We start from the raw sequence: 5,790 nt of genomic DNA, 5'->3' as shown, positions 1-5,790 counted from the left end.
CATTTCGCGGGACCTGTAGGAGCCGGCTTGCCGGCGAAGACGACCTTGATGCTTGCATCGATCTAGCGGGCCGCTTCGCTGGCAAGCCAGCTCCTACAGTTGGAAAACCCCGATTTTCCGGGGGGAGGGTGGTAAGTGATTGTTATGTCGGCAAAAAATTTTAAATTTTTTGAAAAATAAGTTTGACAGCCTTTCGATACGCCCTTAAGATTCGCCCCGTCCTCAGCGATGACATCAACGATGAGGGGCTATAGCTCAGCTGGGAGAGCGCTTGCATGGCATGCAAGAGGTCGACGGTTCGATCCCGTCTAGCTCCACCAATTTACACTTCAAGGTCTGGCCACACCGGCCTTGAAGCGATCAACACTCAGCGTTGATCAGTTGTATGGAAGGGTTTGCGTCCCCTTCGTCTAGTGGCCTAGGACACCGCCCTTTCACGGCGGTAACAGGGGTTCGAGTCCCCTAGGGGACGCCAGTTTTACAGAAGCGATGTTGCAAGATGTCGCTCCGCCGCGAGGCGAAAAATCCGGGGCTATAGCTCAGCTGGGAGAGCGCCTGCATGGCATGCAGGAGGTCAGCGGTTCGATCCCGCTTAGCTCCACCAATTTTACAGTTCAAGGTCTGGCCACACCGGCCTTGAATCGATCAGTTCTCAGCACTGATCAGTTGTATAGAAGGGTTTGTGTCCCCTTCGTCTAGTGGCCTAGGACACCGCCCTTTCACGGCGGTAACAGGGGTTCGAGTCCCCTAGGGGACGCCACGATTACCCGCTCTGCGGGATTTATAAGGGTCATTCAATTATTGAATGGCCCTTTTGTTTGTCTGGCGTTTGGCCAAATTTCCCATCTCTTTCAAACTGTTCTTCAGACCAGCGGTCACATCCACGACTTGCGTAAAATTATTATGAGAATAATATTCTAGTCGTAATATTCGGAGGCAACGATGAACGATAAAAAAGCTCAAACCCGCCAACGCATCCTCAAGGCTGCCAGCGCCGCGCTGATTCAGCGCGGCCCCGCTGAACCAAGTGTGGGCGAAGTGATGGGGGCGGCGGGCCTGACGGTCGGCGGCTTCTACGCACACTTCGAAAGCAAGGACGCGATGATGCTTGAGGCGTTCAAGCAATTGCTCGGTCACCGTCGCGACCTGATTGCCGACATGGATGCGGAGTTGACCGGCGAAGAGCGCCGCGCGCTGGTGGCAGCGTTCTATCTGTCGCGCAAGCATCGTGATTCCTCCGAATCGGCCTGTCCGATCCCGGCATCGGTCGGCGAGCTGGGGCGGCTGCCGGAAGCGTTTCGTGTCGCGCTCAATGAGCATGTGGAAATGATGGTCGCGCAGTTGGCGGCCAGTCCTGAAGAAACCGAAAAAGCCCTGGCCGATATGGCCTTGATGGTGGGTGGGCTGGCTCTGGCGCGGGCGCTGGGGCCGGGAGAGTTGTCCGATCGATTGCTGCGCGCCGCCAAATCGGCAGTGCGCTGACCTGAAGGCTGCGGCCTGAGGAGAATGCGATGAGCGCGTTAAAGTGGGTACGTGGCGTTAATGGCACCTTGGGCTGGTTTGCCCCGAAACTGGTCGCTAGCAAAATGCGACTGGCCTTCATGACACCGCGGGATCTGCCGCCCCGTGACTGGGAGCTGCCGCTGTTGGCGAGGTCCGAGCGGATCACCTTGCGTTTCGGCCTCTCGGCGTTGCGTTGGGGGCAGGGCCCGGCCGTTTTACTGATGCACGGGTGGGAGGGGCGACCAACGCAGTTTGCCAGCCTTATCACGGCATTGGTCGATGCCGGTTATTCCGTGGTCGCCCTGGATGGTCCGGCTCACGGTCGCTCGCCGGGCAGCGAGGCGAATGTGGTGCTTTTTGCTCGTGCCATGCTCGAAGCCGCCGCCGAATTGCCGCCCCTGCAAGCGGTCATCGGCCACTCCATGGGTGGCGCCAGCGCCATGCTTGCGGTGCAGTTGGGCCTGCGCACCGAAACCCTGGTCACCATTGCCGCCCCGGCGCGGATCCTTGGCGTGTTGCGTGGATTTGCCCGCTATGTCGGGCTGCCACCGAAAGCCCGTTCGGCGTTCATTCGCCAGGTGGAAAATGACGTCGGCATGCGCGCCTCGACGTTGGATGTCGCTCACTATCAGCTCGATATGCCCGGCCTGATCGTCCACGCCGAAGATGACAGCATGGTCTCCGTCAAGGAGTCTCAGTTGATCCACGAAGCCTGGTTCGACAGCCGTTTGCTACGCCTGCAAGAAGGTGGGCATCAGCGGGTGCTGGCAGACCCGCGGGTGATTGATGGCGTGTTATCACTGCTGGCCGGTCGCCGTCTGCAATCGCGCCAATCCGCTTGAGCATCCGTTACACTGCCTCGGTCGAATTTATCTGACCGGGGAGTGGGGCATGGGCTGGGATCGGGAAACGCCATTTATCATTGATCTGCAAGTGGGTGCCGAGGATATTGACGGGTTGGGGCACGCGAACAACGCGGTCTACGTGACCTGGCTCGAACGCTGTGCCTGGCGCCACTCCCAGCGCCTTGGCCTGGATCTGGTCGAGTACCGGCGGCTGGACCGGGCGATGGCGGTAGTGCGCCACGAGATCGATTACCTGGCAGCAGCCTATGACGGCGATGAGTTGCAATTGGCGACCTGGATCGTCGATTGGGACCAGCGCCTGAAAATGACCCGGCACTTCCAGTTGAAGCGCCCCAGCGATAATTCGACGTTGCTGCGGGCGCAGACCACCTTTGTCTGCATTGAGCTTTCCACCGGTAAACCCAAGCGCATGCCAGCGGAGTTCATCGAGGGTTATGGTCCGGCGTTGTTGTCGCTCTAACCAATGTAGGAGCGAGCTCGCTCGCGATGGTCGTCAACGATAACGCGACCAGCCTGGCTCCCCACGGTGGTCTCGGGTTTTTCGCGAGCAGGCTCGCTCCTACAGGGGGATCTGCGATGTTCTGCAGAGTCCTGCTGAAACCAGTAAACTGCCGCACGTTTTTCCTCGAGTGTGTTTTTCATGCAAATTGCTTTGGCGCCCATGGAGGGGTTGGTCGACGACATCCTGCGCGATGTGCTGACCCGCGTGGGTGGTATTGACTGGTGCGTGACCGAGTTCATTCGGGTCAACGATCAGTTGCTGACGCCTGCCTATTTCCACAAGTTCGGCCCGGAGTTGCTCAACGGTGCCCGGACGGCCTCCGGCGTGCCGTTGCGTGTGCAACTGCTCGGTTCCGATCCGGTGTGCCTGGCAGAAAACGCCGCGCTGGCTTGCGAACTGGGTTCCGAAGTGATCGACCTGAACTTCGGCTGTCCGGCCAAGACCGTCAACAAATCCCGTGGTGGCGCGGTACTGCTCAAGGAGCCCGAGCTGCTCAACCAGATCGTCGAACATGTACGTCGTGCCGTCCCCGCACACATTCCGGTCACCGCCAAGATGCGCCTCGGCTTCGACAGCCCGGACGGTTCGCTGGTGTGTGCCACGGCCCTGGCCGAAGGCGGAGCGGAACATATCGTGGTACACGCACGGACCAAGGTGGATGGCTACAAGCCGCCGGCCCACTGGGAGTGGATTCCACGCGTGCAGGACGTGGTCAAGGTGCCGGTGTTCGCCAATGGTGACATCTGGAGCGTCGAAGACTGGCGTCGCTGCCGCGAGATCAGCGGCGTGGAAGACATCATGCTCGGCCGTGGCCTGGTTTCGCGTCCGGATCTCGCCCGGCAGATCGCCGCGGCACGGGCCGGTGAAGAAGTGATCGAGATGACCTGGAGCGAATTGCTGCCGCTGATCCAGGACTTCTGGCTGCAAGCCAAGGCGCAGATGACGCCACGTCAATCGCCGGGGCGCCTGAAGCAATGGCTGGCGATGCTGACCCGCAATTATCCCGAAGCGGTAGAGCTGTTTTCGCTCCTGCGTCGTGAGACCGAACTGGATCAGGTTTCGCGTTTACTGGGCTTGTCGGTCGCGGAAGCGGCCTGAAACCTTTTTTAAAAAAAACAGCGAAAAATCTCTTGAAATGCAATCAGCGGTCCCTATCTAAGGGGTACGCGATGCCGAATTCGGGTCGCGGAGACAAAAAACCTTGCTGATTGTTTTCAGGAGATTTGCATCATGGCTACTACATTTTCCATGGCACCACTGTTCCGTTCCTCGGTAGGTTTCGACCGTTTCAATGATCTGTTCGAAACCGCCCTGCGCAATGAGCCAGGCAGCACCTATCCACCCTATAACGTGGAAAAGCACGGCGACGACCAGTACCGCATCGTCATTGCAGCGGCCGGTTTCCAGGAAGAAGACCTGGAGCTGGAAGTCGAGAAGGGTGTGCTGACCATCAGTGGCGGCAAGCGTGACGCGAACACAGACGTCACTTATCTGTATCAGGGCATCGCGCAGCGTGCCTTCAAGCTGTCCTTCCGTCTGGCGGACCACATCGAGATCAAGGCTGCCGGCCTGAGCAACGGTCTGTTGAGCATCGACCTGCTGCGGGTGATCCCGGAAGAGGCGAAAGCCAAGCGCATCCCGATCAACGGAGTGCAAAAGCCGGCTCTGCAACACTGAGTCAGAGTCAGAGGTCGGGCTGGGTGGGCGTCACCCGGTCGACTGAAACCAGAAGACCCCGACTTGTCGGGGTCTTTTTTTGACTCAAATCCAGCCGTAACGCACAAGGTGAAAGAGGACCGGCGCCGCAAAGCACGCTGTGTCGCCAGCCTGCTTGACACTCAGGGTCAAGGGTTCGTCCATGGCATGGCCAGTGCCAGAGTAATGAGGTAACGCTCTTCCGTGGGGCGCTTGTTGTCCTTGAAACGATGAACCACCAACATCACCTGAAACTTGTCTTCCGCATGCCAATAGGAGGTGCCACCCTTGTTCACGTCTCGCAATTGGGCTCGCCATTGGGGGGTGTCGGCGAATGGTGGATCTTCCTCGATTCGGATCGGAGTCCAGCCGGCTGAGCGCAATTGGTCTTGCAGATCCAGCACGACCTTGAGGGTGTCATCGAGCAGTAGTGGCTCTATTTGTGGGGACATGCGGACGCTGATAATCATTTCTTTGTTATAAATAATCACAAAGAATCGGGCCGGCGGAGTTACAAAGCCATACTGGGGATCTATAAATCGCAGGCGGGCATCGGACTTCGGAATGTTGAACGATACATGTCCGGGAATGGCCGGATCTATGGCAGCACTAGAGCGTTGGCGCATATCTTCCCAAGGCTCGCCAATCATCAGAGCGATTTCCGGCTCATCCGATAACACTTGAATCGCCGACAGCGTCAGGAGGGATATGACCGCCAGTGCCAAAATGCCACGCCGCCAGCCTACGCGGTGCATCAGACTCATCGGATGCCCCCACCTAGGGCGATATCCCGAATCGATTGCTCAATCTGTTCACGTTTGTCGCTATGCAACAAGCTATCAAACTGCCCTGCGGCTCTGAGCACGAAGGCCATGCGTTGATTGACGTCGGCCAGGTTGGCAACGGGGTTGTTGCCAAATCCAATGGTGCGCCCGTCATCGACGGGATGGCACTGGCTGGCCAGGGTCAGCTCGATGGCTTGAGCGGCACCGGAGGGCAGGTTGGTGACGTAGGAGGCATGGTTGCCACGTAGCAGCCATTTCAGTCCCATGTCATCGTACATCGACGGTTGCAGGATGTTGACCTGTTCGTGCGTGGCTAGAAACGCGACGCTTTCGGCGATATTGCCGGCCTCAATCGCCTCAAACGCCAGCAGGATTTCCTTGTAGTCAGTCCCGAATTTCAGCATTTCCTGCCCCACCGGCCACAACACCGGATATTCAC

7 protein-coding genes and 4 tRNA genes are annotated in these 5,790 nt (G+C 58.5%); 9 read left to right on the top strand and 2 right to left on the bottom strand.

Going from position 1 to position 5,790, the window contains the following annotated elements; translation table 11 throughout:
- Positions 1 to 244: 244 nt before the first annotated feature.
- The 9 genes from PMI31_RS25210 to PMI31_RS25170 all read left to right on the top strand — a co-directional run bounded on the left by PMI31_RS25210 (position 245) and on the right by PMI31_RS25170 (position 4,548).
- A tRNA-Ala gene (locus PMI31_RS25210) sits at positions 245 to 320 on the top strand.
- Between the two features lie 79 nt (positions 321 to 399).
- Positions 400 to 475: transfer RNA gene (locus tag PMI31_RS25205), tRNA-Glu, on the top strand.
- A 53-nt stretch (positions 476 to 528) separates the two neighbouring features.
- Positions 529 to 604 (top strand) — tRNA-Ala (locus PMI31_RS25200).
- An 80-nt stretch (positions 605 to 684) separates the two neighbouring features.
- Positions 685 to 760, top strand: a tRNA-Glu gene (locus tag PMI31_RS25195).
- 182 nt (positions 761 to 942) lie between these two features.
- Positions 943 to 1,482 (top strand): TetR/AcrR family transcriptional regulator, encoded by a 540-nt coding sequence (locus tag PMI31_RS25190; RefSeq protein ID WP_008022137.1) that lies wholly within the window; start codon positions 943 to 945, stop codon positions 1,480 to 1,482.
- Between the two features lie 29 nt (positions 1,483 to 1,511).
- Entirely contained in the window at positions 1,512 to 2,345 is an 834-nt protein-coding gene (locus PMI31_RS25185) for an alpha/beta fold hydrolase (RefSeq protein WP_008022135.1), read from the top strand.
- Between the two features lie 49 nt (positions 2,346 to 2,394).
- Complete coding sequence (locus tag PMI31_RS25180; RefSeq protein WP_008022133.1) at positions 2,395 to 2,829, top strand: acyl-CoA thioesterase; 435 nt, start codon at positions 2,395 to 2,397, stop codon at positions 2,827 to 2,829.
- A 180-nt stretch (positions 2,830 to 3,009) separates the two neighbouring features.
- A complete protein-coding gene (locus PMI31_RS25175; RefSeq protein WP_008022132.1) occupies positions 3,010 to 3,969 on the top strand; it encodes a tRNA dihydrouridine synthase in 960 nt (319 codons plus the stop codon).
- Between the two features lie 132 nt (positions 3,970 to 4,101).
- Positions 4,102 to 4,548 carry an Hsp20 family protein gene (locus PMI31_RS25170; RefSeq protein ID WP_008022129.1) on the top strand — a complete coding sequence of 149 codons (447 nt, stop codon included), beginning with the start codon at positions 4,102 to 4,104 and terminating at the stop codon, positions 4,546 to 4,548.
- 167 nt (positions 4,549 to 4,715) lie between these two features.
- Here the strand turns inward: PMI31_RS25170 and PMI31_RS25165 are convergent, their stop codons facing one another.
- Complete coding sequence (locus PMI31_RS25165; RefSeq protein WP_008022128.1) at positions 4,716 to 5,330, bottom strand: hypothetical protein; 615 nt, start codon at positions 5,328 to 5,330, stop codon at positions 4,716 to 4,718.
- On the bottom strand, positions 5,327 to 5,790 hold a 464-nt coding region (locus tag PMI31_RS25160; protein WP_008022125.1), incomplete at its 5' end, for a DUF2515 family protein. The genes PMI31_RS25160 and PMI31_RS25165, both read right to left, overlap by 4 nt.

Source organism: Pseudomonas sp. GM55 (assembly GCF_000282395.1).
GTDB classification, from domain to species: domain Bacteria; phylum Pseudomonadota; class Gammaproteobacteria; order Pseudomonadales; family Pseudomonadaceae; genus Aquipseudomonas; species Aquipseudomonas fluorescens_CC.
This window is presented reverse-complemented; position numbering and strand designations above follow the sequence as displayed.